Origin of the sequence: Spirosoma sp. KCTC 42546, assembly GCF_006965485.1 — a bacterium.
In the GTDB taxonomy this organism is placed as follows: Bacteria; Bacteroidota; Bacteroidia; order Cytophagales; family Spirosomataceae; genus Spirosoma.
Genome location: NZ_CP041360.1, coordinates 3,634,957 through 3,661,787, shown reverse-complemented (window position 1 = coordinate 3,661,787; position 26,831 = coordinate 3,634,957). Strand labels below are relative to the sequence as shown.

The window sequence follows — 26,831 nt, the reverse complement described above, 5'->3', positions numbered from 1 at the left end:
ACCAGATTACGAAGTGCCTCCCCAATCCGGTATGTTAAATTATCGGGTTGGGGAATTTTGCGTTCAGGAAGGCGGTACTTTTGCGTTCAAGATAGCCGCTCAACCAGTTGATAAACCAGCCTGATTCGTTACCTTTTGACCACAGTTCGTTCGGCCCTGATTTTGTATGGGGAACAGCTACCGCAGCTTACCAAATTGAAGGCGCTGTTGACCGCGATGGGCGGACACCCTGCGTTTGGGATACCTTCAGTCGCCAGAAAGGCAAAATCAAAACCGGCGAAACAGCCGATGTAGCCTGCGAATTCTACGACCGCTACGAATCCGACCTCCTGCTGCATAAAGAACTAGGATTCAATGCCTTCCGCTTTTCCATATCGTGGTCAAGGATTCTGCCCGAGGGCATTGGTCCGATGCATGGCGGGCGTATCAATGAAGCCGGGATTGCTTTTTATGACCGACTTATCGACCACTGTCTTCAGTTGGGTATTACCCCCTGGATCACGCTCTACCATTGGGATTTACCCCATGCGCTTGAACTGAAAGGGGGCTGGCCCAATCGAAAAATAGTGGACTGGTTCGCTGACTTTGCCGACGTTTGTACCAAATCCTTTGGCCACAAGGTGAAGCACTGGATTATTCTGAACGAGCCACTGGCGTTTTCTGTACTGGGTTATTTTACGGGTCAGCACGCACCCGGTCGGCGGAGTTTCCGGAATCTGCTCCCGGTTATTCATCATACTGCCCTGGCACAGGCCGAAGGCGGACGTATCGTTAGACAGAACGTGCCCGATGCGCTGGTGGGTACAACCTTTTCCTGCTCGCCCATCGATCCATTTACCCCCAGCGATCAGGCGGCAGCCGCCCGCGTGGATGCGCTCATGAACCGGCTCTTTATTGAGCCTGCGCTGGGATTGGGTTATCCAACGAAAGAGCTACCTTTCCTGGCAGGTATTGCGAAAAAAGTGGCTAAACCTGGGGATATGGAACGGCTCGCCTTCGATTTTGATTTCGTTGGCCTACAACACTATTTCCGGGCGGTGGTGGAGCAATCTTATTTCATGCCGTACCTGTGGGCCAAAGATGTGTCGCCCCTCCGGCGCAATGTGCAGACCATTACCGAGATGGGCTGGGAAGTTTACCCCGAAAGCATGTACCGGATCATACAACAGTTTGCGCAGTACGAAGGCATCAAGAAAATCTACATAACCGAAAGCGGAGCCGCCTTTTATGATCGGGTTGAACGAGGAGAAGTAAACGACATTGCCCGGGTTAATTACCACCAGAATTACCTGCAACAGGTGTTACGGTCTAAACAGGATGGATTTCCGGTTGATGGTTATTTTGCCTGGACGTTTCTGGACAACTTTGAATGGGCGGAAGGGTATCGGCCTCGGTTTGGCCTGGTATATGTCGATTTCAGAACGCAACAACGAATCGTAAAAGCATCGGGACGCTGGTTTCAGCAGTTGTTGACAAACGTACAAATCAGGGGTAATGTCGGCCGTTAAGTATGCTTCCCGAATCGATACGCAATTCCCACACGCCAGAAGTGAGCATAAATGAGGGCATCAGTACTCAATTGCTTCCCGGCATAATTAGATAACCCATGCGAATAACCGGCACTCAAACCGAACATCCGGTAATAGCCTGTCAGGTTCAGGCGAGGACGTAAGTCGACGTCAGGAATCGGGCGTCTCTGATCCGACATTTGTAGAAATGGGTATTCTGGCTGGACTTTACCAAACTCACGACTGAGTAAACCAACGGCAATATCCAGGCCGACAGTTGCATCAATACTAAACCGTTCGTTACCAAATCGCTTTCCGACAAATGGGTTCAGATTTAAATACTGATTTTGTAGGTTACCCTGGCCATTGGCTGGTGTAGGATAGCCAAAGTCGCCAACAATTGCCGTAATAGCCACTTGACTCGTTAGCTGTTCATAGCCTATCGCCGTATAGATAGTTATTTTTGGTTGAATGCTGAAATTGCCCGGCAATACTATAACTAAATCCACTCTTGCGGCCATATGGATTAGTCAGGTAGCTAGAACCGCTCATACCGAGCCTTGTTTCATTAACCGCACTGGGCCCGTAAAACGAGAATAAACCCGAACCAGCCTGCAGTGAAAATTCAGTGCGTTGGCCGTAAACAATCTGGCTAACAATACTGATAATGATGAACGTTAACGTGGTTCTCATGGTATTAAATGTACACTAGGATCAAAGCTAGTATTGACCAACTACCCATTTAGTACAAAACACTGATTAAACTCAGTTAACCAGCCAGAAACTTATCAATTTGCCGGGATACTGCACCGGCTACTTTTGCGGTTTTACAAGTTACGTAGCTATCCAATCTACTCAATGTCCTTTCATCTTCCGATTACGAGTCCAGAGCAAGCCGTTTCGGCGATCCAGTCGGGCAACCGCGTATTTATCCATAGCGTTGCCCAAACACCCCACGTACTCATCAAGGCAATGGTGGCCCGTGCACAGGAACTTTCCAATGTGGAGGTTTGCCATATGCATACCGAAGGCCCCCTGCCCTATCTGGATGAACAATACCGCCATTCATTCCGCGCGAACTCGTTCTTCATTGGTGCCAATATGCGGAAGCAACTCAATCAGGGCATCGGCGATTACGTCCCCATTTTTCTGAGCGAAATCCCTCTGTTGTTCCAGCGAAATATCCTGCCGATTGATGTGGCCTTGATTCAGGTATCTCCCCCAGATGCACACGGGTTCTGTTCGCTGGGCCCTTCGGTCGATATTTCATTAGCGGCCATCCATGCTGCCACCTATGTAATTGCACAAATCAACCCCCGCGTACCCCGCACGCATGGGGACGGGCTCATTCCCGTTTCGATGCTGCATGCTGCGATTGAGGTTGATGAACCTATCTATGAAGTACGGCCGGGTGAGATCAGTGCACTGGATCGTAAAATCGGGCAAAACGTAGCCAGTCTTGTCGATGATGGGGCTACTCTCCAACTCGGCATTGGCGGCATCCCAAATGCTACCCTGGCCGAACTCATTCATCACCGGGGGCTGGGTATCCATACCGAAATGTTCTCGGATGGGGTTATTGATCTGGTAGAGCGGGGGGTCATTACCGGCGAGAATAAAGTGATACTTCCCTACCGCATTGTTTCCTGTTTTGTGATGGGTACTAAACGGGTCTATGATTTTATTGACGACAATCCTGGCGTTGCCATGAAGCAGGTCAGCTTTACCAACGATACGTCCATCATCCGGCGCAATCCAAAGGTGACTGCTATTAATTCAGCCATCGAAATTGACCTGACAGGACAGGTTTGCGCCGACACCATCGGAACCTATCAGTATTCAGGAGTGGGTGGCCAGATGGATTTTGTACGGGGAGCCAGCTTATCGGAGGGCGGCAAGCCAATTTTTGCACTAGCCTCTACAACAACGAAAGGCCAGAGTAAAATTGTCCCGTTTTTAAAAGAAGGTGCGGGGGTTACAACCACTCGTGCGCACGTTCACTACATCGTAACTGAATTTGGGGTTGCGAATCTGTACGGGCAAAATCTGCGTCAGCGCGCCCGCTCCCTCATCAACATCGCTCACCCCGACCATCAGGAAGAATTGGAACGACAGGCGTTTGCCCGCTTTGGAAGTTTATAGACTATTCTATTTTATCTAAGTAGTTTTTGCGCTGGTATGCTCAAGAGGTACTAGCTATTCATTAGATCAACGAGACAAAAATGATGCCTGGAGCCAGCAGTATTTGAATGGCTACTTTATCGGTGAAAGGCTGGTTATTATGAAACGGATAGAGAAAGGAGCCAATGATAACACCAGTGGCAAAAAATAAAAATCGATTCAACCACATAGACCCATTGAATCCTTCTACGCCTTATTTAGATGCTTTGATCCACAACCAGGTACAACCTAAAGCCAGCAAGTACGGAATAGGTGATCGAATCCAGTTGGGCGCTTTAAATTGCCAGTACATAATGTATCAGTGACCAAAAGAACCGATTGAAAACAGGCCGATCGTTAGTAGTATTTTAGACGAATTCATTGGTTCAAAAATACAACTGCCAGATGAAGCGTCGACGCTTCATCTGGCAGTTGTTGAAAAAGTCTTGACCCGACCAACGTTACACCTTCAATTTCTCCACATTCTTGTAGCTGATGGCAATCGACTCCAGGGGTGGAAGTTTGCACACATCCTGCTCCACAAAATAATGGGTCATACCTGCGGTTTTCTTGGCATCGAAAATACGCTGGAAGTTAATGGAGCCGGTACCCACTGGCGCAAACGCCCGTTCGGCTGTTTTTTCCATGTCTTTGATATGCCATAAGGGGAAACGACCGGGGTGCTTTTTGAACAAAGCAACGGGATCCTGATTGGCGAACGTAGCCCAGTACAGATCAAGTTCAAGTTTCACTAAGTTCTTATCAGTACCGCTTAACAGCACATCATAGGGCAGTTTTCCATCGATTTCCTTAAACTCAAAATCGTGGTTATGGTAGCAAAACTGCATACCAGCCGCTTTTACAACTTCCGCCGATTTGTTGAATAGGTCGGCAAACTGTTTGTAGTCATCCAGTTTTTTCCGTTCGTCTGGGAATAAATAGGCGCAAACCATGTATTTCTGACCGAGTGTTGCGGCATCGTCAACAGCGCGCTTCCAGTCATTGGTAAGGGTTCCTTTAGCATTGGGCATCGTTTTGCCCGTTGTGTAATGACCACTGGGAACCGACAGACCCAGGCTTTTTAACTGGGCAGCAAACTCTTTAGGTGTTTTGCCAAAGAACTTACCATCCGAATACCCAAACAGCTCTACTTCTTTATAGCCTATTTCGGCCACTTTTTTCAACGTACTATCCGGGTCTTTTGCCATCAGATCCCGCAGGGTGTACAACTGCAATCCAACTTTCTTCGGTGAGGCTGCAAAGGCATCGAGTTGAGGCAATAAAGCTGCCGACGTAGCTAAAGCCCCCAATTTCAGAAACTGCTGGCGGGTAATCTTTTCGGAGTAATTCATAAAACAATAGGTCGGTTACCAGGCCACAGACGACCTGTCTGTGCGTTGGGTGTAAAGATACGGACTGGCTTTGTTTACTGTTCTGACAGTTTTTAGCCAACTATCCAACGTAATGTTTCCGCATTTCGTACGGCGTTGCCACCACCGTCGTTATTGAAATAGACAAATACATCTTTCCCCATTCCAGCCCACTCCTGAATACGGTCCGCCCACCAGCGCAAATCAGTATCTGAATAAGAGCCGCCATAAAGGTGTTCCGTATCGGGGCCATGAAGCCGTACGTACACAAATGGAGCCGTAGCCCGCAGAATACAGGGCAATTTTGCTCCGCTCATGATGCAATAGGCCACTTGGTGCTGCTCCAATACGGCAAAAATGGACTCGCTCTGCCAACTCGAATGCCGAAACTCCACAGCAACACGCATCCAGCTAGGTACCTGGTCCAGAAAATAGGCTAACCGATTATAATCACAGGCCTGATTGGGTGATAGCTGTACCAGCAAAACGGCTCGTTTGTCGCGCAGTTCGTGCCAGCACGTTTTGATTCGCTCCATCCAGATTTCAGGCGCATAGAGCTTTTTGGCGTGGGTGAGTCCACGAGGTGCTTTGACTGTCAGTTGGAAACCATCAGGTAAGCGCCGTCGCCAACTGGCAAAGGTGGACTGCTTTGGCCATCGGTAGAAACTACTGTTGAGCTCCACCGTCTGGAAGCGTTGCACGTAGTAGCCAAGCCGGTCGTGAACGGGCGTACTGTGCGGGTATAAAACGCCTTGCCAGTGATCGTAACTCCAACCCGATGTACCAATATGAATACTCATATCCAACTGCCTTAAAAACAAACAACCCTATAAGGCTATAAAACCTTATAGGGTTGAACTGTGAAAGCACCAGACTGTTATTACTTTTTCGAAGCCGTCATTTTCTGACCCTTTGACGCGCTTTTGTAGCTAATTCGGAAGAGCGTACCGTTTAAATCGTCGGTCACGTAGATGGAACCGTCGGGGCCCTGAGCCAGTCCGCAGGGGCGATGCTGCACTGGGCCTGATGGTTTTTCCAGGTCGATACCCGAAAAGTTATCGGCAAAAATCTCCCAGGGGCCTGCTGGTTTCCCGTTTTTAAACGGCACAAATCCTACTAAATATCCTTTGTGAATCGGTTGGTTTTGTGAGTGAAACGCGACAAAAGCGCCATTCCGATAGCGTTCTGGGAAGGCGGTACCTGTATAGAACAACAAACCGTTTGGGGCCATATGGGCCGGAAAAGCCACTGCCGGATTGATCGTTTTAGCACTACCCGTTTTTTTGCCATCACCTCCATATTCAGGGGCCAGAATTTTCTTCTTCTGAATTGGATCGTAATAAATATACGGCCAGCCTGCATCGTCGCCCTGATGCACTTCATACATGGTTTCGGCAGGTAACTCAGCGCTTTGCTGTGGGGTGTAATATTGCGGGTAAAAATCATCGAATTTACCACGCCCATGTTGCAGGACAAACAAGGAGTTCGTTTTCGGATTCCAGTCCAGGCCTACCACATTTTTAAGGCCGGTTGCATACCGGGTACCACTCGCAAAGGTCTGATTGGCAACATCGGTTTTAAATCGCCAGATGCCCGCAGCCGAATCCAGGAGTGGGCAGGGCATCATGCCTTTTCCCGTTCCTGCTTCCCGGCACGCATCATTGTCCGACGCGATATTGACGTAAATATTCCCCTGATTATCAACGGCTATTGACTTCGATTTATCCCGATCTTTTTCCCGCAATCCAGACACCAGCAGTTCGGGTTGATCTGGGTTCGTGACCTCCTGACTATCGTTGAGTTTATAGCGATAGATGCCTGAGTTTGACGACGTATAGAGATAGCCATTTTTGATAAAAATCCCCGTTCCTGGGTAATCACCAAAGCCCGTTTTCTCGTCAATCAGTCCATCTTTGTCCGTATCCCGAAGTCGATAGATTCCTTTCCCGTCCTTTAGCTTGGCCAGTTTTACATATATATCACCGGTTTTTGTGATCGCAATGTGTCGGGCTGCTCCTAAATCCTGAGCAACCATAGTTCCCGAAAAACCTGCCGGGAGCTTTAATTCTAAGGGTGTATCTGCCTTCTTTATCGTACGTGCCAGCGCCTTTGGATGCTTGCCGTGATGGGTTTCGGCCTGGCTATCCAGTGCCACCAGTGAAGCCATCAGACAGGCAATCCTGAAAAAAGAGTTAGTCATGGTTTAGTAAACTTGGGATTTGATATTTTTTCGATTTCCAACAAAAGTTAGCTAACCTTGAGAAATACTGTCTTTCATGGTGTGCTGGCGCGGGCATTCACCAATGAATACTGGCTAAATTAAACGACACGGGCAATTGCCCACGCCAGCCCCACAATCAATAAAGGCCAGTCGTGCTCACGACTGGCCTTTATTGATTGTCAAAATAATAGTTTACACCAACCCTTTCTTCATTGCCTTAACGGCATAATCGGCAGCACGGGCCGTTAAAGCCATGTACGTTAGCGATGGATTTTGGGTGCTGGTCGAGGTCATGCAGGCCCCATCGGTCACGAATACATTCTTTACCGCATGAAGTTGATTCCATTTATTGAGCATCGACGTTTTCGGATCTTTCCCCATCCGAACGCCCCCCATTTCGTGAATATCGAGGCCGGGTGCAGCATGGCTATCGCGTACGCGGATATTCTTGAACCCGGCTTCGGTAAACATTTCAGTCAGTTGTTCCTGATAATCTTTCACCATCTTATCGTCGTTATCGTCGTAAGCGATGGAGATTTTCAACTGGGGAATGCCGAATGGATCTTTCAATGAGGGATCTAGCGCCAGGTAGTTGGTTTCTTTCGGGATCGTTTCTCCCATCATGTGCGAACCCACATACCAACCACCCAGTTTCGGATTCAGCAGGTTTTCCTTCAAATCAGCACCTACGCCACTTTGGTCGGAACGCGAAATTCGGCCCGCAGAAAAACCGGATGCGTAGCCCCGCAAAAAGTTCGTTTCCTGCTTCAGCACGTTCCTGAAACGGGGAATATACGGGCTGTTCGGTCGTCGGCCATCGGTCGTCGAGTCGAGGTTACCATCGTATTCACCCGAAATACCCGCCCGATAGTTGTGGAAGGCAGCATATTTACCCAGTATCCCGCTATCGTTGCCCAAGCCATTCGGGAAGCGATTGGAGGTTGAGTTTAAGAGTACCAGGTTTGAGTTCAGCGCGGCAGCATTCAGGAAAATGATACGGGCGTAAAACTCCTGCATCTGTTTCGTGTTCGCATCAATTACGCGCACACCCGTAGCCCGGCCTTTCTTCTCATCGTATATAATCGAGTGCACAACCGAGTTTGGCCGAAGGGTCATTTTCCCCGTTTTGGCCGCCCAGGGTATGGTTGACGAGTTACTACTAAAATAGCCACCAAACGGACAACCCCGCTCACAAATGGTACGATGCTGGCATTGCGCCCGTCCTTGCTGGAAATGGATCGGCTGCGGCTGCGTCAGGTGAGCTGCCCGACCCATGATTACATGCCGGTCTTTGTACTTGGCCGCTACTTTCTGCTGAAAATGTTTCTCCACGCAGTTCCACTCATGGGGCGGCAGAAACTCGCCATCAGGTAATGTAGCCAACCCATCTTTATTGCCCGTAATACCGGCAAAGCGCTCTACGTAACTATACCAGGGAGCAATGTCAGCGTACCGAATGGGCCAGTCAACCGCAAACCCATCACGGGCAGGTCCTTCAAAATCGAAGTCACTCCACCGTTGGGTCTGCCGTGCCCACATTAGTGATTTACCACCCACCTGATAGCCCCGAATCCAGTCGAAGGGTTTATCCTGAACGTAAGGGTGTTCGGCATCTTTCACGAAAAACTGCTCGGTTCCCTCGTAAAAGGCGTAACACTTGCTAATAATTGGATTGGCTTCCCGCACCTCCTGCCTAAGCTGATTCCGGTGCTCAAACTCCCAGGGTTGTTTGTTTGTGGTTGGATAATCGGTTACGTGCCGAACATCGCGCCCGCGTTCTAGCACGAGCGTACGAAGGCCTTTACCCGTTAATTCTTTAGCAGCCCAACCCCCACTTATGCCTGAGCCAATGACAATGGCATCGTAGGTATTTTGGGCTTGTGCGTCTATGTTTAAATAGGACATTTTAGTTTGGTTTTGTCGTTTACGGTTTGTCGTATTTGGTTTACGGTAGCTGACCGCACTGGCGAAACCAATTTTGTACGTCAGTCGATGTAAACCGAATACCGTAAATCAGAACTTTATTTTCCTTGAGATACAGTTTTAGCAGGTACCGGAACACAGCCATGATAGCGTCCCGGAATAAATTCATAGTGTGTGAGGTTAGTCATCACGTATTCTGAACTCATATAGCCTCGAATAGTGAGGTTCTTCACCAATGAGTAAAAATCTTTCTGTGCCGAATCGGTCGATTGCGACAATTGGGTTAAGAGAGCGGTCCGTTGAGTGGTATCTCCCCCGGTAAAGGGTTTAGCGAACGATTTCTGGGCCAGATCATTCAATGAGTCGAGCCCTTTGCTGAGATTTTCCTGTGCGGATTTCGGATAGCAATCTGCCACCATTTTCTGTACAAACTGGTGAACATTCAGTGCCTTTGCACCGGGTGTACTGGTAACCGGGATAATCGTTTCGACCATCTCAGCCAGAAGCTCAGTCTGACTTCCAGACAGGATTTGCCGGCTCGAGACAACTGTTTCGGTTGTCCAGCCGTTGGCCCAGGCAGGCAGGCTAATTAACCCACCAACGGCACCAGCCATTGTTTTTAAGGCATTACGTCTTTCCACAGGTGTTATTTACAACTAGTATTTTATTGAATCTACTATCAAAGATACAACATGAAAGCAACTACTTATCATATAAGTCATACCCACTGGAAAGCAATTTTTCATCCGAATAAAACTCGGGAACTCCGTTTTATTTGGATGCACATTCGTGAATGTCCGCAGTCAGCAAAACAGCAACGGTCTGAATTAAATGGGTATTAAATTCCTACGGGAACATATACCTGTGCAACAAAGGGTATTTCTGCCGCGTATTCATTATAGAGTAAGACAGCTTTTTATTCAACTAACTCTATAGAACAAGAACGATATGAATTATGTATTTAAAGGAACAAACCGTTTACATCCCTTCCGAAATTGGTCAATTCAGTATCTTCTGATAGCTGGTTTCCTACTCACACTGGCGGGATGTAAAAAAAGTACGGACGATGTTACGCCACAACCATCCGTATCAACCAGTGAGAACCAAACCATTGACTCCTGGATTCTATCGAACATGCGGGAAGTGTATTACTGGAACGACAAAATTCCAGCAAACCCAGATACAACGCTGGCACCCGATGTATTTTTCGACTCCATCCTGAATACCTACAACGCCACCACTAACCCTACTGGTGACCGTTTCTCGTGGATTGAAAACGATGCAAATACCTTAACGGCGGAATTAAGTGGGCAAACCACAACGACGGGTATGGAGTACAATCTTTACCTACGGGCAACGGGTTCTACGGGGGTTATCGCCCAGGTCCTGTACGTATTACCTGGTTCTCCGGCAGCACTCGCCGGAATAAAACGGGGTGACATCATCTCGAAAGTAAACGGGCAGTCCCTGTCCACCACCAATTATTCGGATCTGTTGTTTTCTGGGACATCCTTTACATTTGGATTTGCCAGTGTAAGTGGATCAACGCTGGTTGATACAGACAAAACAATTAGCGTTACCGCGACTACATTTCAGGAAAACCCGGTATTTCTGGATTCAGTCTATACCGTTGGTAGCAAAAAAGTGGGCTATTTAGTCTATAATCAGTTTGTGCCGGGTGCGAATGGAAGCACTGCCGATGAATATGACAAGCAGGTCGATGCCGTATTTGCCAGCTTTAAAGCACAGGGCGTGAATGAACTGGTTCTGGACTTACGCTATAATCCAGGCGGTTATACCTCATCGTCAGCGAACCTGGCCAGCCTGATTGGCAAAGGCGTTAGCTCCAGCAAACTCTACTTCCGGGAAGAATGGAATACTACCATTACACCCCTACTGCAACAGGAATATGGGGCTAGCTTCTTTGTGCAGAACTTCATCGACAAGTCACAGAATATCGGCAGCAATCTCTCGCGTGTATTTGTGCTCACCACCGACCAGACAGCCTCTGCCAGTGAGCTCATTATCAATGGCTTACGTCCGTATATGACGGTAACAACCATTGGCTCAACAACCTATGGTAAAAACGTAGGCTCCATCACAATTACGGATGATACGGGCAAGATTAAATGGGGTATGCAGCCTATTGTGTTCAAATCATACAATAGTGCAGGACAGTCTGACTATTCAACGGGCTTCACCCCCAATATAGAAGTCGATGAACCCATCAATTTATTACCACTGGGCGACACGAATGAAGCATTGCTGACAACTGCCCTCGGTCAAATTTCAGGAAGTGTTGCTAGTGGGCGTCGGGCAACGGAAAGTGGGAATCCGCTCATAACTTTTGGATCATCCATTCAACGCAAGGCAGGTGGGCATTCGATGATTCGTCAACTGAAGAGTCTTAAATTTTAAGCTTTTTTAAGGAATCGAATTCCAACGACTATGAGACAAAGCGAGTCTTTGTCTCATAGTCGTTTCGATTTTATTCTACCTGTCTTTATATCACACTAACAATTAAGAATTTTTATGAGCCTAGCACGTTGGTAAGTAACACCCCTTTGGCGTAATTTTGCACGACCCATTTGATACACGACTTCGCCTGAGTTAGGCTCTCAATTCGCTAGCTCGAACTGGTAAGACTATCAAAATCATCGTTCTTAACGCAAATTACTATAACTTTACGTTTTAATTCGTTCGTTCACGCTCGTTTTTCATGATTCATTTACCATTTCGATTTCTTTCGGCTAAGTCCTCCCAGTCGAAATCTGTATCATCTGAGACTTCTCTCTCTAACGCTACCAAGAAGACCAAACGCGTCAACTGGATACTGGGTCTGATCGGCATAGGCTGGGCAGGACTCCTCGTTGGTTGCAACAACTCCACCACAGTGGACATTCTGGGCGACTGGAATTCACGATCTGAACTAGAAGGCCCTGCCCGCTTTGGCGCTGCCAGTTTCGTTGTGGGCACAATTGCTTACATGGGAACAGGGACCGACGTCAGCAATAACCGTCTGAAAGATTTCTGGGCTTATGACGCGAGTCGGAATGCCTGGACCCAGAAGGCTGATTTTGCAGGTGTTGCCCGCAATCTAGGTGTTGGATTTGCTGTTGGCACCAATGGCTATATTGGCACAGGGCTTGATGCCAATTCTACCCGACTAAAGGATTTCTGGCAGTATAATCCAACAACCAACACCTGGAAAGCAGTTGCTGATTTTGGTGGAACGGCTCGTCAAACAGCAACAGCCTTTGCCATTGGCACCAAAGGCTATGTAACCTGCGGATTCGATGGTAACTACCTGAAGGATATGTGGGCGTACGATCCTACGGCTAATGCCTGGACGAAAGTAGCCAGCTATGGCGGCTCGAAACGTGTTGGTGCGGTTTCTTTTGTTATTAATAACATGGCTTATGTGGGAACCGGTAACAACAATAATTCAAATCAGTTGGATTGGTATGTATATGACCCAGCACAGGATTTGTGGACGCAAAAACTCAACTTCATTACCGACCAGACGAGCATTGCCCGTAGCTATGCCGTTGGGTTCGCTATTAATGGGAAAGGGTATATAACTTGCGGTGACGCATCTACCAAAGATGTCTGGGAATACGATCCAGGTGCTGATACATGGACCACACGCGGTGTATTTGAAGGGGCTACCCGAACTTATGCGGTGGGCTGGTCGATTAACAACAAGGGATATGTTACAACGGGGGCAAACAGCTCGAGTCGCTTCGACGATTTATGGGATTTTGATCCAACCGTTATCCAAGTTATTCCCTGACCTGCATACATGTTTGACTGACTCTTTCTTTTCAGGGTCAACAAACGTATAGTACAGTCAATCATGACGAACAATTCTCAACTACAGTCCCGGCCATCGTTAGTCCGGCTGGGTCTGATTCTGTTCCTGATTAGTTTAGCTGTTATGACTACCTACCTGGTCTATAAACGGCAGCCACATTATCAGGTTCAGGTCATTAAAACAGCTGGTGGTTGGGGCTATGATATATTGAATAACAATAAGCTGGTCATTCATCAACCTACTATACCGGGGCAACCTGGTTTAGTAGGCTTTCCCAGCCAGGAACAGGCTCATCGGGTTGGCGATTGGGTAGTTCAGAAAATACAGCAAACGGAGGCAATGCCTACGTTGACAAATGAAGACTTACGCCAGTTAGGCGTAACAATCCCCTGAATTCGTTAATTATGCGTACTCTCTGGTACGCCGGTTTGCTACTGCTGACCGGTATAGTGCTATTTTCCTGTCAATCGGGCGATCTCAGCGTAGGACAGTCGGTCATCAATCCTCAGGAACTGGTGGTGCAATCTGTTGACACGTTGACGTTACAAACCTCGACGGTGATGAGACCGGATTCATTCCTCACCTCTGGTGATAATAATATAGTGGTTGGTCGCTGGAAGGACCCACAAACCGGTACCATGACAGCCCGATGCTTTGCGGCCATTAATTACGCCAGCAATTCTTTTTTAGGACAAACCAACCAACAACTAGACTCGTTAGTGCTGGAGCTTACTTATGCTTATGTGTATGGAGATACCACCACTGCGTTTAATGTGAGTGTACATACGTTGAACAAGCCTCTGGTTTATCAGGCCTATTACAATACAAACTCGGTGGCATATGATAGTAAGCCCTATTTCCAGAAAACCGTTCTCCCTCAGCCACTGACACTCACCCGAAAAATATCATTTCGGATGCCTGCCGATATTTCACAGTCATTTTATAACAAGCTGGTCAATGGTGATATTGTAGATGCAACGACATTAGCCGAGTTCATACCTGGCTTTGCTATCAACTGTAATGCTTCGGGTAATACGTTTGCTGGTTTTGTAGCCGCTTCCAGCGGCTTACGGCTCTATTATCATGCTACTGACGTCAACCTAACACAGTCCAATCTCTTATTCCCAATGTCGGCGGGCTACTTTACCCAGCTAACGAATGATCTTAGTGGTACCCCATTAAGTGCCCTGAAAAACCGATCGGATGCTGTCAGTAGTCGTTTGACGAATAACACGACATTTATTGTTCCTGGTGCCTTTCTGCAAACCCGACTGGAGATTCCTTACCTGGATCAGTTTGCCAGACCCGATGGTTTTGCCGATCTTAATAAAGCCGTGCTGGTAATCAGCCCCATTCGAACAACCTTGAGGGATAATTCTACTCCTCCAACCAATCTGGCACTCTTTTTTACTAACATTCAGAATGATATTTTGCCGAGTGCGCTACCGGGCGGATCCGGAGGAACCTCATCGGCCATTGCCCAATATGGTCTACAAGCCTCTTCCATATATGGAATTGGCCCTGATCCGGGTGCTTTACCCCTTGTTGATTCCTACACATTCGATCTAACTTATTATATCGGTCAGATTATCAAGCGCAAACTTCCCAATCAGCCTCTACTAGTAACGATTCCGACAGATACCCAACTGGGAAGATCGCTTACCTTACTAGATCGGCTCCAGCGGGTAACAATTGGCGACCAGCAGAAGGCAAACGATCAATTAAAAGTGCAGTTATTCCTGACGTCAGGATCGTAATCGGATAGCCAGGCTATTATTTAAACAGCGAGGGGGCAGATTTAAAAAATCTGCCCCCTCGCTGTTTAAACGAAAGGTTGAACCAGTTTATAAACCCACTATCTCGTAGCCTTCCCCTTTTTGTGTAGTGAACGAAGTAATGTAGCCTACATTAGTTTGCTTTGACACAGCCTGAATACCCTTTATTTTCACGGGCCGGGCGGTTCTGATTGCACAGAGACCACCATTGAGCGCTTTTATAGTGGCCGTGGTCAGACGGTGGTTTTTCCAGCGAATACCAATTTCAAAGCCACCCCGAGCTTTTAGCCCTGTTACGTTTCCTTCTTTCCAGGCATCGGGCAGAGCCGCCAGCAAATGAATATCGTCCAGATGGCTCTGGATCAGCATCTCGGCCATGCCTGCTGTACCACCAAAGTTTCCGTCGATCTGAAAGGGAGGATGGGCATCGAAAAAGTTTGGATAAGTGCCCCCTCCACCTCTACTCGAATAATTGGTGGCTGTTTCACTGGTGTAATTCAGTAGTTCACGAAGCAGGATATAGGCATGGTTCCCATCTAATAGTCGCGCCCAAAAGTTTATTTTCCAGGCGCGGCTCCAACCCGTTCCGGCATCACCTCTAATTTCCAGTGTTTTCTTAGCTGCAGCAGCAAAATTGGGCGTCGTAACGGGAGCAATTTGTCGACCAGGATGTAAGCCAAATAAATGCGACACGTGCCGGTGTTGTGGGTCTACATCTTCCCAGTCCTTATTCCACTCCTGGAGGTTACCCTTATGGCCGATGTGAAGCGGGTAAAACTTTTTTCGTTTCTCGATCAATAGCTGGCGGAATTCAGGCTCGATGTTTAAAACAGTAGATGCATCGATCAGGTTGGTGAACAAATCCCACATAATCGACATGTCCATCGTTGTGGCCACTGATATAGGGGAGTGTTGCCCCTTTGCATCAATGAAATCATTCTCCGGCGATACAGATGGTGATACAATTAAGTATCCTTCTTTATCTTCAATAAGCCAATCCAGATAAAACAGTGCAGCCCCTTTCATAATGGGGTACGCGCTTTCTTTCAGGAATTTTTTGTCGCCCGTAAATCGGTAATGCTCGAAAAGGTGCTGACTTAGCCATCCAGCTCCCTGATTCCAGTTCGCCCATTTCGGATCGCCCTGCCCTTTGTCTCCTACGGGGTTGGCAATGGCCCAGATGTCGGTGTTATGGTGAGCTACCCAGCCGTGCATGTTGTAAAACTCCCTGGCAACACCCACTCCATTCTTTGCTAGTGAACCTATAAAGCTCAGCAATGGTAGATGAAGCTCGGATAGATTAGTGACCTCCACCGGCCAGTAATTCATCTGGGTGTTGATATTGATGGTATAGTTGGAACTCCAGGGAGCGCGTAATTCTTTGTTCCAGATACCCTGTAAATTGGCTGGAACACCCTGCACCCGAGAACTGGAAATGAGCAGATACCGCCCATATTGGCAGTACAAGGTTTCCAGTCCGGGGTCATAAGCGCCCTTACTATAACCCTCTAAACGAAGGTCAGAAGGTAGCGTAGCATTAGCATTCGTAGTTGTTGTATCGGTAAGCTGAAACGAAAACCGATTAAAATACGACTGATAGTCCGCAATATGACTACTTAACAGGGTTAAAAAAGGCGTTCCGGTTGCTTTGCGGATAATTTCTTCTGCCAGTTTATTCTCATCCTTTCCATCCTTATCCGGACACTTGTCATAGCCGTTGAAACTAGTGGTTGCCGTTACCAGTAGCACAACCTCCGATGCATTACGAACATGAATACCGGATGTATCGGTCTGCACTGTCCCGCCTTTATTCAGTGCTTTTATACGTAGCTGAAAGCGCATTCCTTTACACCCACTTACGTCTTCGTACATAACATGCTCCCGGTCTTTGGGACTGTAATAGTTGGGGTCGACCTGCGAAGGGGCCTTGCCTTTCATAATCCATTCACTACTTCCGTTGCGCACGTTCTGGAAACGCAACTGACTTTTTGTACTGGCATCGAACGTAAGCTGTCCGGGTTTGCTGGCCGTCAATCGAATCACCATGACCTGGTCTGGAGATGAGCTAAAGATTTCCCGTTTGTATTCGGTACCGTTCACCGTAAAGCGTGTTATAGAAATGGCTTTCTGAATATCCAGATCGCGGTAATAAGCGGAGGGTTTTGCCCCTTTAAGCTCTTGTTTCAAAACCAGATCGCCCAGTGGCATGTACGATTGGGTATACAGTCCCTGCATCTTTTTAGCCAGCGCAATAGCTTCTTTGTAATCTTCCCGATCCAGCGCCTGCCGAACCTGCGGCAGATACGTTGGTGATTCTGGGTTAACAGGTCCACTCACGGGTCCACCGGACCAGAGCGTACTTTCATTGAGTTGGATCAGCTCCTCCTCTACCCGTCCGAAGACCATTGCGCCGATGCGTCCATTACCAACTGGCAAAGCCTCAGTCCAGATCGCAGCAGGCTGGTTGTACCATAGTTTGAGATTTGATTGAGCAAACAGAAGGAATGGAAAAACAAGTAAAAAAGTAAGCAGGCAAATTTGTTTCATAATAAAGTAGTGATTCATTTCGGCAACAACACCTACATCAACCGATTGAAAGTTCGGGGTTATTGGACAGGTTTATTTTATAAAGCAATAGCAGCCTATTTTATCACGGCAATAGAACGCTGATTTTTATGATTGGTACGATTGCCCCTGATTGTTGGGCTAGAAAGAATTGTTTACTGACCTGACTTCAGCCACGAAACATCTTGTTTTTCCGTATAGGTTAAAAGACGTCGAAAGAGCCTTTTTTGAAAAACAATTGGCCTTTTTTGGTTCTAAATGGTCCAATTAGCGTGTCTGTAAGCTTAATCAACGAATACGTTCACTTGTTAAAAAGTACTAAAAAGAGCCTTAAATCCGTCGCTGATGCCGTAGCTGTACGTTACCTTTTAAACCGTGAAACAGCGGATAACCTGAATGGCTCATACAATGCAGCGTACACACATAAACAACCTGGCCAATCAATCGCAGGCTCCAGTGCAGCCAGCCTTGCAAGTTTTAGTAGCACAGTCGGAAGATGGTTTCTATGGCAGTCTGCAGCGGATATGGAACAATGTTCTTCAACTGGAAGATATGGGGATCATTCAACAGGAAAATGACAAGTTCATGTATGCGTATCGGTTTGCAGAAGCCGAGCTTCAACGGGCTTATCGGGAACAGTTCACCCAGCTCCCCTCACAAACCAATTAACTCCCATTTATACAATCGTTATGAAAACCTACCAGAATGAGCATGTTAGGGTGGAAGTTGATTGTAGTATACACCTGTTGCAGCAAACATGGTCAGGTTTACCATCCAGCGAAAATTTTCGGGACGGGTCACTGGCGATTATGGCATTAGCCAAACGACATCAAGTTAATCGGTGGCTGGTTGATTTAAGGCAGTTACGTTTATTCAATCCAGTCGATTTACACTGGTTCATTCAGCATTGGTTACCCCAGGCTACCGCTGAACATACGATGCCTCAGCACGCCAGGGTAGCGGTTATCCTGAACGACCTTAATCAATTCGGAAAATTGGGATCCGACCTGTTGTTAAGAGCCTCAGGCAACCAGAACGGATCAATGGCCAGCCGCTATTTTGTCGGGAACGAGGATGCCCGAGAATGGCTATTGAGAAAATCCTGAAGCAATTTTTATAATCTGCCTAACAACCTGGATTACAAACAATCGTTCATTTCCATACTCCTCATCGTATTTCCCGGGCTCTGGTTTTTGATTAAACCAGAGCCCGGCCTTATTTATACATGAACATTTTTACCTGTCATCTGCAACAGAAGAGGCTATTCTTACGTATGGCAAAGAAATAGGTAGTCTATGCATTCCTGAAAGTACTTCAAGCCATCTTATCGTTAAGTAATTCTGCTCTTTTCAGATCGTACAAATGCCCTAATTGCAAAAGTCATAGTATCAACAATTTTCAAAAATTTGTACGCTTCTTTTTAAATTAATTCTTAATTTTTCGATACTGTTAACTAATGATTTGGCGTTATGGCCAATATTAACGCCTTTCCAGATTAAAAGTCATTAATAAGGCAGTTAAAAAATTACCTATTGCCACGTTCCCGAATTGCTCAGCGTATAGCTTAAAAATACCCAGTTGCTTACCATCCAACTAAAGTTTTATGACTCGCTTCGAATTTCTGAAATCGATGGGCTTTACCGGTGCCGCGTTGATGGCGGCCATGACGTCCTGCATCCGGGAAGAAGATACCGTAGTTGATGCCCTGACACTGGCTGGCACAACTACACCTACCTCAACTACAACACCTACATCGACCACAACAACGTCAAGTACAACAACACCTACATCCGCAACGACGAACGGCACAGACTTAACTAAAATCACCAATCGGCTTCTAACAATCGACCTCACCGCTTCAGCAGCTGCGGCCCTCAAAACAGTGGGTGGCTATATAGCCCAGAGTGGTATTGTGGTTGCACAATCCAGTTCTGGTACCTATATCGCCGTAACACAAACCTGCAGTCATGAACCGAAGAAGGCCATTATTTTCAACAAAACTGAATTTTATTGTACGCAACACGGCGCCCGCTTTGATTTGACCGGTAAGGGTAAAAATAGCTTTGGCAGCAAAGGCCTTACCGTTTATAAGACGGCTACCGATGGCAAAACACTTGTTGTTTATAGCTAGAAATCTGCTTTACGAGAAATTAATCTAAACGAATATGAAACTAGTACTCACAGCCCTCCTGATTGGCCTGTTGACCAATCCGCTCAACTGGGAACTCAATTTTGATCAGGCGAAAACAGAAGCAGCCCAATCACACAAATTCATTCTCCTGAATTTTTCGGGCTCAGATTGGTGCGGGCCCTGCATCAAACTCAAAAAAACCATTTTCGAATCGGCAGAATTTAGCCAGTATGCAGCAGATCATCTGGTGCTCGTTCGGGCCGATTTTCCCCGGTTGTCAAAAAACCAGTTAGACGCCCGTCAAATTGCGCATAATGAAACACTGGCGGAGAAATACAATAAGCAAGGCAAGTTTCCGCTCACGGTTTTACTCGATGCGAACGGCAAGGTGCTGAAAGAATGGGATGGATACCCACAATCGTTAACCGTATCTTCCTTTTTGGAAACAATTGACTCCGTCACGTCGATCATAAAATGACCGCTCCCCTCCGTATCCACCAACGGGTACAACGGCTCATGGGCAACCGTTTTGAGCTCAGTGTTGTCAGTTCGGATGCTGATTGGGCGAACACCTGTCTCGATGCAGCCATTGAAGAAATCAGACGCATTGAACGAATCTTGACAACCTTTAGCGACGATAGCCAAACGAATCAGATCAATGCCAATGCGGGCATCCAGCCAGTTCAGGTTGACCTGGAGGTGTTTGCCTTGATTGAACGTTCGTTGCGATTATCGGCACTGACACAGGGGGCCTTCGATATCACCTATGGCTCAATCGACAAACGATTCTGGAATTTCGATACGACGATGACCGCATTGCCAGATCCCAAAACAGCCAAACGTATGATTCGGCTGATCAATTACCGAAACGTGATACTCGATGCTGATAAGCATACGGTATTCCTGAAGGAAAAAGGGATGAGAATCGGATTTGGGGGTATTGGAAAGGGATATGCTGCCGAACAAGCGAAACATGTTCTGCGCGAGCGGGGGGTAGAAAGTGGTATAGTGAATGCCTCCGGCGACCTGACAACCTGGGGAATGCAGCCCAACGGCCAGCCCTGGACCATCGGTATTGCCGATCCGAACCTGGCCACCCGGCAGGCATTCTCTTACCTGGCCATCAGCAATATGGCCGTGGCTACCTCGGGCAGCTATGAGAAATACGCCCTGATTAACGGCAAGCGATATGCCCATACAATTGACCCAAAAACGGGATACCCGGTATCAGGTATAAAAAGTGTAACCATCATTGCCCCCAATGCAGAACTGGCCGATGCTTTAGCAACTCCCGTGCTGGTTATGGGAGTTCGTGTAGGGCTTGACCTCATTAATCAGATGAAGCACATTGCCTGTATCGTAATTGATGATAACGATGTGCTTCATACGTCAACCAATATTCGGCTTACAACACCAGTTGTAGCCTGACTAACTTGTACAAAACCGAGCGATGAACTTAACCCTATCAATTCCCAAAACAACTCTGTTAGCTGGCCTTGTCTTGCTTAGTCTGGCAGGTTGTACCACGGTAAAAGAGTATCAGAAAAGCCGGATCAACGATGCTGAAATGGAATTATCGGCTCGTAAATCAGAAAAATTCGAGCAGAATTTTTATCTCTATCGCGAAGGAGCTGCCGGGGCGAATGGTGGAAAAAGTGGAGGAGGCTGCGGCTGTAACTAACAAACGCGAACCATGAAAAGAATCTGTATATCTGTTGGCGTACTGCTAAGTTTATGGCGAGCGGGCTATGGCCAGACGACAACTGAACCTGCCTACGAAAAACGGAAACTCAAAGTTGAAGAGATTAATTTAGTATCGAGTTACTACCAACAGGATGGCAACAATTCTGCCGTAACGGGAGGTATTGGCACTGAACACCTGACCGATTTTGCCCAATCGCTCGATCTGGTGCTCAAAACCACCGACCGTCGGAATCGACGGCATACAATCACGTTCGACTTTAACATTGACCATTATACTTCGGCGTCATCGGACCAGATTGATCCCTTGACCGTTTCCTCCGCTTCGCGTAGTGATACGCACATTTACCCGTCAATTGCCTGGAATGTACACAACGACGCCACTCGTACCACACGGGGTATCGCCTTGTCTTACTCGACGGAGTACGATTATAAATCCTACGGAATTAATGTCAATTTTGCGAAAGCATCGGCCGACAACAATCGGGAAGTTAGCCTGAAAGCGGGTGCTTTCTTCGATACCTGGAAAGCCATTTTACCGCCCGAACTTCGGCCCGAAGGGTATGGCTCGGGTGCTCATGGCGATACCGATCCAGTTGATTATAAGCCCCGAAACTCGTACAATGTTAGCCTGTCCCTGTCGCAGGTAATTAACAAACGGCTGCAAGTCTTACTGACCGTAGAACCCGCCTATCAGCAGGGATTACTCAGCACGCCTTTTCACCGGATTTATTTTCAGGACGGTGCCGAAACTGTCGAAAAGCTACCCGGTAGCCGTATGAAACTGCCTATTGGACTGCGGCTGCACTACTTTATGGGAGACCGGGTTGTTATCCGTACGTTTTACCGCTATTACCTCGACGATTGGGGTATGCAGGCGCATACGGTTAACCTTGAGACGCCTATCAAGCTGACATCGTTTGTTTCCGTAAGTCCGTTTTACCGGTTTAGCCACCAAACGGCCGTTCGATATTTTGCTCCTTACAGTCAGCATAAAACAACGGAGAAATACTACACCAGTGATTACGATATTTCAGGGTTTACCAGCCAATTCATTGGAACGGGTATCCGTATGGCTCCTCCTGGTGGGTTATTTGGCATTGGTCACTGGCAGAGTGTCGAGCTTCGGTATGGGCATTATATTCGAAGTACCGGTATGGTAGCCAACAGCGTAACCCTACTGGCAAAGCTAAAATAAACATGAGCGAGCGAAGCGCGTAGATGACGCTTACTTCACGGAGTGCTTACTTTTCATGATACAAAGTGAATCACTTGTTAGTGAGCATTCCGTGAAGTTCCTAGGCAAGGTGTGCGTATATTTAAGTTGAATTTTACTTTATCTGGAACAGCACAAAACCAATGTTACCAGACTCCCTTTGTAATTAGTAACTTGTAAGCCTTTTGGCATTTATCAAGTCTTAATGAGTAAATGTATCCCCATCACAGTCGTAATGAGCGTATGATCTGAAGATTTAGAACGATTGTCTATGAGGCTATTTACATTTCGATTTTTAGTCTTGCTGTTTGCACTGGGTTCACCCCTGGTTTCGTTGGCAACCCACCAGGTTGGCGGGCAGATAGAAATGCGTGCAATCGGCGATGTTCCCGGCCATTTCCACATCACGGTTACTAATTATCTGGAAGATGGAACCCGCGGGGCTGCCAATCAGGCTACTACCGGTGTTTTAGGCATCTTTCGTACCCGTGATAATACGCAAATGATGAGTTTCACGGTCCGGCAAACGGGAACCCGAGTGCCGGTAATTTACGCCAACGAGTTCTGTGCAGCCCAGCGCAATCTGAAATTCATTGTTCTTACCTACGAGGCAGACATTCAACTCAGTCCAACTCTTTATAACGATACGCAAGGCTACTACATGTCGTATCAGACGCGGAACCGGAACGCGGGCATCAATAACATTAGCAGCCCCGATCAAACGGGTTTTACATTTTACCTTGAATTTCCAGCCATTCTGCAGAACGGGCAACTTTTCACGAACTCCTCCCCTCACTTCGGGCCGATCAACGGGGAGTATGTCTGTATAGGAGACTCTTTCACATTCCCATTTGGTGGTACCGACCCGGATGGTGATGAGCTGAGGTACTCCATGATTACCCCACTGAACCAGAAAGGCACGGGTAATACACAGAATGCGGTCTCGGCGGGCCCCTACCCCGATGTAAGCTGGTTGTCTGGCTTTGGACCAACCAATGCCATACCAGGTAGTCCTTCGTTGGGTATCGATGCGCAAACCGGCCAATTATCAGTCACTGCCAATCAATTGGGCTTATTTGTCTTTGCGGTTCGGGTAGAAGAATATCGAAACGGCATAAAAATTGGTGAGGTAAGGCGTGATTTTCAGTTGCTGGTTATTGACTGTCCCCCCCAAACCACTCCCAATCCGGCCGTTCAGATCATGAACCTGCCCAAAGCAACTAAAACAACCATTTGTCAGGGCGATTCAACTATTCTACAAGCTACGGTAGATACCAGTTGGAACTACCAGTGGCGTCGCGATGGTATCAATCTGTCTGGCGCAACGAATCCAACCCTCACCGTGCGGCAATCTGGCGAGTATACATTGGTCGTTTCACCCAAGCAGGTTTGTAGTAAAGTCGGTAATTCAGGGATTCTGACGATTACGGTTATCGGAAACGAAGCGAAAGTAACGTCAACGGGTCATTTGTGCGCTACAACAGGAACCGTCACCCTCCACGCAACCAGCGACTCGAATGTGGTTTATCAGTGGTATCGCGATAAACAGTTGCTTTCGGGAAACCTTTCTGTCGACTCGCTTCAAACTAGTCAACCTGGCAACTATTGGGCGGTTTTAACCCACAAAATGCTAGGGTGCAAGGCTAATACAGATACCGCTACCATAACGCGTTCAGCTGCCGTGACAGCGGTTATCAAGTCGTCAACGGGATTCAATCGCATTTGTCCGCAAGATTCATTACGCCTTGATGCCAGTGGTGGTATTAGCTACAACTGGCAAAAAGATGACATAAAGGTGGGCACCAGCAGTTCGCAATATACGGCCAGCCAGGCGGCAACGTATGTGGTTATTGCGACTGACATTTTTGGGTGTGAAGGCACCTCGGCTCCCGTGACGTTAACCCAGCTGATTGCACCAACAGTCACCCTGGATTCTATTCCGGGTGTTTGCGGGCCTGATGTTCCCGTCCATACACTTATTGGTAGCCCGCCCGGTGGCGAGTTTGCTGGTGCAGGTGTAACGGGGAGTGAATTTAGTCCCAAACAGGCTGGCATTGGCAATCATCCGTTGACGTATACCGTAAAGGCAGCGCCCGAATGTGCTGGCACAGTGGCTACTCGAATTGCCATCGTTTCGCCTATTCCAACGATTCAACTAGCCGATTCCATGACGACGTACACAGGCAATACGTTTAGGATGGATCCAGTCTATACCGGCAATCCGAATCAGTTCCAGTGGGCATCGGCTACATTCCTGGACAGCGCCAATGCCGCTAACCCAACGGTGATGGATATTCAGAACGATATCACTTACACCATCGATGTAAAAAATAGCACGGGCTGCGAAGCCAAAGACACCATTCACGTTACCGTTTACGCCCGAGTTTTTGTACCGGATGCGTTCAGCCCCAATGGCGATGGCCTGAATGACACCTGGGAGCTTTTCGGAATAGAAGCATTCCCGGATGCTATCGTGACCATCTTTAACCGATGGGGCGAAGTAATTTATTCATCCGGCAGGGGGTATACTCATCCCTTCGATGGTACACTTAACGGCACTTCTTTACCCGCGGGTTTGTACGCCTTTACGTTACGAACGGTACCCCAGAAGCCGATCATTCGGGGAAGTTTGATGTTGGTACGTTAGTAAACTCTGAACGGTGTACCATACGCCCTATCTGGGAGATAGGGCGTATGGTACACCGTTCAGAGTTTACGACATAGCTACTTCTTGCGGCCCGGCCCCCAGATGGCCTTGCCAGGAAAAACGTTTGTGTGTTCGCCATCTTTCAACACCTGTTTGCCATTAACCAGTACATGCTGAACCCCTACCGCGTACTGGAACGGGGCGGCAAATGTAGCTTTGTCTGCAATAGTAGCCGGATCGAAGATTACCACATCAGCGAAGTAGCCTGGACGAAGAAACCCTCTACTGGGTAATTTGTGATTTGTGGCTGGTAAACTCGTCAATCGGCGAATGGCCTCTTGTAACGACATAACCTGCTCGTCCCGAACGTATTTCCCCAGTAAACGGGCAAAATTACCAAACGTCCGGGGATGAACAATACCGTTGTCTTTCCGATCTTCGGATATAGATGCGGCATCGGAACCAAACGACACCCATGGCTGACGAATACCCTTCTTCACATTTTCTTCCGACATCAGGAAGTAGGTTGTCTCAACCCGGCTTTTGTCGGCAACGATCAGATCCATGACGGTTTCGATGGGGTCCTTACGCCAGATCGCGGCTAGCTGGCCCAGTGTTTTCCCATTGTACTTTTTCAGTGAATCCACCTCAAAAGCGGTCAGCAGAATATTATCGGTTGAACCCGCCAGCTGAAACATATTTTCCCAATCGTTCCCGCTTTGGCGCACTTCGGCGGCTAACTTTTGGCGAGTAGCCGGATCTTGTAGCCGTTTCCAGCCAGCCATGAAACCACCATTGAACAAATAAGGTGGCAGGCAGGAGGTCAGGCCGGTGGCACCCGCCGTGTAGGTGTACATATTGGCGGTTATATCCTGTCCTTGCTCACGAGCCTTGTTGATCAGCGTAATGGTCGACTCCATACGAGGCCAGTTCCGCTGTCCAGACGCCTTGAAATGATACAATTCAACCGGCACGTTCGCTTCCCGTCCAATCTTAATGAGTTCATTGACGCCTTCTTCGAGCCGATCCCCTTCACTTCGAATGTGGGCAATATAACGCCCGCCGTAGCGACTCGCTTCTTTGCAAAGCACAATGAGTTCGTCCGTATCCGCAAAGGAGTTAGGCGGATAAATGAGGGCGGTTGTGATCCCTAAAGCCCCCTCTTCCATTGCCTTGCGAACAATGGCCCGCATCTGATTTAACTGGGAAGGAGTCGGCTTTACATCGGCTTCACCCAATACAACCTGACGAACCTGGGCAGCCCCGAGGTAGGATGCAATGTTGGGTGTAATGCCTTTCTTTTGAAGCTTAGTTAAAAACTCGGCCAGCGTTGTCCAATCGCAGGTCAGGTTGTATGGTTTTAAATACAGATTAACCTGCTCCCGTTGCGTATCCGTACTAAGGGGTCCCCAGGAGTCTTCGCCAAAAACCTCGGTTGTAATTCCCTGTTTGGTATCGCTCATGGAATGACCATCCCGCAGAAACTCAAGTCCTGTGTGCGACAATACATTTATGAAACCCGGAGCTACCGCTTTACCCTGCGCATCAATTACTGAACTAGCTTTTGCCGTAGCGAGATTACCAATCGCAACTACCCGGTCTCCACGAATGCCTACATCACCGGGCTTAGGGAGTTGTCCCGATCCATCGTAGATAAGTCCATTGCGGATGAGAATATCGAATCTATTGTTAGTAGGTTTGGCCGATTGAGCGAGCACCTGGCCCGTATAGGCCATGAATAAGATAAGAAGATATGTAAATCGCATAGCAGGTTGTTTATCAATCCAATATAGTGATTGA

Annotated in this window: 22 protein-coding genes; 14 read left to right on the top strand and 8 right to left on the bottom strand. The window is 47.7% G+C overall.

Annotated elements, in window-relative coordinates:
• Positions 1-107: 107 nt before the first annotated feature.
• Entirely contained in the window at positions 108-1,508 is a 1,401-nt protein-coding gene (locus EXU85_RS14895) for a GH1 family beta-glucosidase (protein WP_142772850.1), read from the top strand.
• On the opposite strand, the gene EXU85_RS14890 is transcribed toward EXU85_RS14895, so the two are convergent.
• The gene (locus EXU85_RS14890) at positions 1,505-2,029 is read right to left on the bottom strand and encodes an acetylxylan esterase (RefSeq protein WP_142772849.1); all 525 of its coding nucleotides are present in this window, start codon (positions 2,027-2,029) and stop codon (positions 1,505-1,507) included. The two genes, EXU85_RS14895 and EXU85_RS14890, sit on opposite strands and share 4 nt — an antisense overlap.
• A gap of 337 nt (positions 2,030-2,366) precedes the next feature.
• Here EXU85_RS14890 and EXU85_RS14885 point away from each other — a divergent pair, with 337 nt between their 5' ends.
• A complete protein-coding gene (locus tag EXU85_RS14885; protein WP_142772848.1) occupies positions 2,367-3,650 on the top strand; it encodes an acetyl-CoA hydrolase/transferase family protein in 1,284 nt (427 codons plus the stop codon).
• A gap of 479 nt (positions 3,651-4,129) precedes the next feature.
• Here the strand turns inward: EXU85_RS14885 and EXU85_RS14880 are convergent, their stop codons facing one another.
• The 5 genes from EXU85_RS14880 to EXU85_RS14860 form a co-directional block, all read right to left on the bottom strand.
• A complete protein-coding gene (locus EXU85_RS14880; protein WP_142772847.1) occupies positions 4,130-5,020 on the bottom strand; it encodes a sugar phosphate isomerase/epimerase in 891 nt (296 codons plus the stop codon).
• Positions 5,021-5,112: 92 nt separating this feature from the next.
• Positions 5,113-5,838, bottom strand: coding sequence for a DUF72 domain-containing protein (locus tag EXU85_RS14875; protein ID WP_142772846.1), 726 nt, complete (start codon positions 5,836-5,838; stop codon positions 5,113-5,115).
• An 80-nt stretch (positions 5,839-5,918) separates the two neighbouring features.
• Positions 5,919-7,238 carry a sorbosone dehydrogenase family protein gene (locus EXU85_RS14870; RefSeq protein ID WP_142772845.1) on the bottom strand — a complete coding sequence of 440 codons (1,320 nt, stop codon included), beginning with the start codon at positions 7,236-7,238 and terminating at the stop codon, positions 5,919-5,921.
• A 213-nt stretch (positions 7,239-7,451) separates the two neighbouring features.
• A complete protein-coding gene (locus tag EXU85_RS14865) occupies positions 7,452-9,164 on the bottom strand; it encodes a GMC oxidoreductase (RefSeq protein ID WP_142772844.1) in 1,713 nt (570 codons plus the stop codon).
• 116 nt (positions 9,165-9,280) lie between these two features.
• Positions 9,281-9,796 (bottom strand): gluconate 2-dehydrogenase subunit 3 family protein, encoded by a 516-nt coding sequence (locus EXU85_RS14860; RefSeq protein WP_142776721.1) that lies wholly within the window; start codon positions 9,794-9,796, stop codon positions 9,281-9,283.
• A 334-nt stretch (positions 9,797-10,130) separates the two neighbouring features.
• On the opposite strand from EXU85_RS14860, the gene EXU85_RS14855 reads away from it, so the two are divergent.
• The 4 genes from EXU85_RS14855 (at position 10,131) to EXU85_RS14840 (ending at position 14,753) form a co-directional block, all read left to right on the top strand.
• Entirely contained in the window at positions 10,131-11,600 is a 1,470-nt protein-coding gene (locus tag EXU85_RS14855; RefSeq protein ID WP_142772843.1) for a S41 family peptidase, read from the top strand.
• A 301-nt stretch (positions 11,601-11,901) separates the two neighbouring features.
• Complete coding sequence (locus EXU85_RS14850; RefSeq protein ID WP_142772842.1) at positions 11,902-12,975, top strand: kelch repeat-containing protein; 1,074 nt, start codon at positions 11,902-11,904, stop codon at positions 12,973-12,975.
• Between the two features lie 63 nt (positions 12,976-13,038).
• Entirely contained in the window at positions 13,039-13,389 is a 351-nt protein-coding gene (locus EXU85_RS14845; protein ID WP_142772841.1) for a DUF4907 domain-containing protein, read from the top strand.
• Between the two features lie 11 nt (positions 13,390-13,400).
• The gene (locus EXU85_RS14840) at positions 13,401-14,753 is read left to right on the top strand and encodes a DUF4270 family protein (RefSeq protein WP_142772840.1); all 1,353 of its coding nucleotides are present in this window, start codon (positions 13,401-13,403) and stop codon (positions 14,751-14,753) included.
• An 87-nt stretch (positions 14,754-14,840) separates the two neighbouring features.
• On the opposite strand, the gene EXU85_RS14835 is transcribed toward EXU85_RS14840, so the two are convergent.
• Positions 14,841-17,318: a glycoside hydrolase N-terminal domain-containing protein gene (locus EXU85_RS14835; protein ID WP_142772839.1), complete on the bottom strand. Its 2,478-nt coding sequence runs from the start codon at positions 17,316-17,318 to the stop codon at positions 14,841-14,843.
• A gap of 414 nt (positions 17,319-17,732) precedes the next feature.
• On the opposite strand from EXU85_RS14835, the gene EXU85_RS14830 reads away from it, so the two are divergent.
• The 8 genes from EXU85_RS14830 to EXU85_RS14795 all read left to right on the top strand — a co-directional run bounded on the left by EXU85_RS14830 (position 17,733) and on the right by EXU85_RS14795 (position 25,031).
• Positions 17,733-18,005, top strand: a complete 273-nt coding sequence (locus EXU85_RS14830; protein WP_168207796.1) for a hypothetical protein — start codon at positions 17,733-17,735, stop codon at positions 18,003-18,005.
• 20 nt (positions 18,006-18,025) lie between these two features.
• Positions 18,026-18,442: a hypothetical protein gene (locus tag EXU85_RS14825; protein WP_142772837.1), complete on the top strand. Its 417-nt coding sequence runs from the start codon at positions 18,026-18,028 to the stop codon at positions 18,440-18,442.
• A gap of 497 nt (positions 18,443-18,939) precedes the next feature.
• Complete coding sequence (locus EXU85_RS14820) at positions 18,940-19,467, top strand: Rieske 2Fe-2S domain-containing protein (RefSeq protein WP_142772836.1); 528 nt, start codon at positions 18,940-18,942, stop codon at positions 19,465-19,467.
• A 34-nt stretch (positions 19,468-19,501) separates the two neighbouring features.
• Positions 19,502-19,945, top strand: coding sequence for a thioredoxin family protein (locus EXU85_RS14815; RefSeq protein ID WP_142772835.1), 444 nt, complete (start codon positions 19,502-19,504; stop codon positions 19,943-19,945).
• Positions 19,942-20,895 carry an FAD:protein FMN transferase gene (locus tag EXU85_RS14810; protein ID WP_142772834.1) on the top strand — a complete coding sequence of 318 codons (954 nt, stop codon included), beginning with the start codon at positions 19,942-19,944 and terminating at the stop codon, positions 20,893-20,895. The genes EXU85_RS14815 and EXU85_RS14810 overlap by 4 nt, the downstream gene beginning before the upstream one ends.
• A 22-nt stretch (positions 20,896-20,917) precedes the next feature.
• The gene (locus tag EXU85_RS14805) at positions 20,918-21,148 is read left to right on the top strand and encodes a DUF4266 domain-containing protein (protein ID WP_142772833.1); all 231 of its coding nucleotides are present in this window, start codon (positions 20,918-20,920) and stop codon (positions 21,146-21,148) included.
• Positions 21,149-21,160: 12 nt separating this feature from the next.
• Entirely contained in the window at positions 21,161-22,366 is a 1,206-nt protein-coding gene (locus EXU85_RS14800; protein ID WP_142772832.1) for a DUF3570 domain-containing protein, read from the top strand.
• Positions 22,367-22,655: 289 nt separating this feature from the next.
• Positions 22,656-25,031 carry a gliding motility-associated C-terminal domain-containing protein gene (locus EXU85_RS14795; RefSeq protein WP_142772831.1) on the top strand — a complete coding sequence of 792 codons (2,376 nt, stop codon included), beginning with the start codon at positions 22,656-22,658 and terminating at the stop codon, positions 25,029-25,031.
• A 77-nt stretch (positions 25,032-25,108) separates the two neighbouring features.
• Here EXU85_RS14795 and EXU85_RS14790 read toward each other — a convergent pair whose 3' ends face one another.
• Positions 25,109-26,797: an amidohydrolase family protein gene (locus EXU85_RS14790; protein ID WP_142772830.1), complete on the bottom strand. Its 1,689-nt coding sequence runs from the start codon at positions 26,795-26,797 to the stop codon at positions 25,109-25,111.
• Between the last annotated feature and the right edge of the window lie 34 nt (positions 26,798-26,831).